Consider the following 281-nt stretch of genomic DNA (forward strand, 5'->3'; position numbering starts at 1 on the left):
GCACGCCCTGCTGGCTCTGGTTGGCTTGGCTAAGCATCGCAGTGGATGCCTGGCTGAGAATCTGTGCCTTGGCGAGCGCGGTCGTTTCTGCCGAGAAGTCGGTGTCCATGATCTGGCTCTTGGCCGACGACAGGTTGGTCGAGTTGGTGGTCAGGTTGTTGACCGCCGACTGCAGGCGGCTCTGCCCCGCGCCCAGCGTGGCGCGCGCAGTGTTGACGTCGGTCAGCGCCGCATCAATGTTGTCCATCGTTGTCGAAGCCTTGGCAGCGGTGCCGACGTCG

1 protein-coding gene is annotated in these 281 nt (G+C 64.1%); it reads right to left on the reverse strand.

The annotated features are described in order from the left end of the window. Positions 1–247: flagellin (locus tag PU683_RS22145; RefSeq protein WP_277174661.1), on the reverse strand; the 247-nt coding region annotated here is incomplete at its 3' end. Between the last annotated feature and the right edge of the window lie 34 nt (positions 248–281).

This window comes from Candidatus Kosakonia sp. 282A-S69 (assembly GCF_029433855.1).
Taxonomy (GTDB): Bacteria; Pseudomonadota; Gammaproteobacteria; order Enterobacterales; family Enterobacteriaceae; genus Kosakonia; species Kosakonia cowanii_A.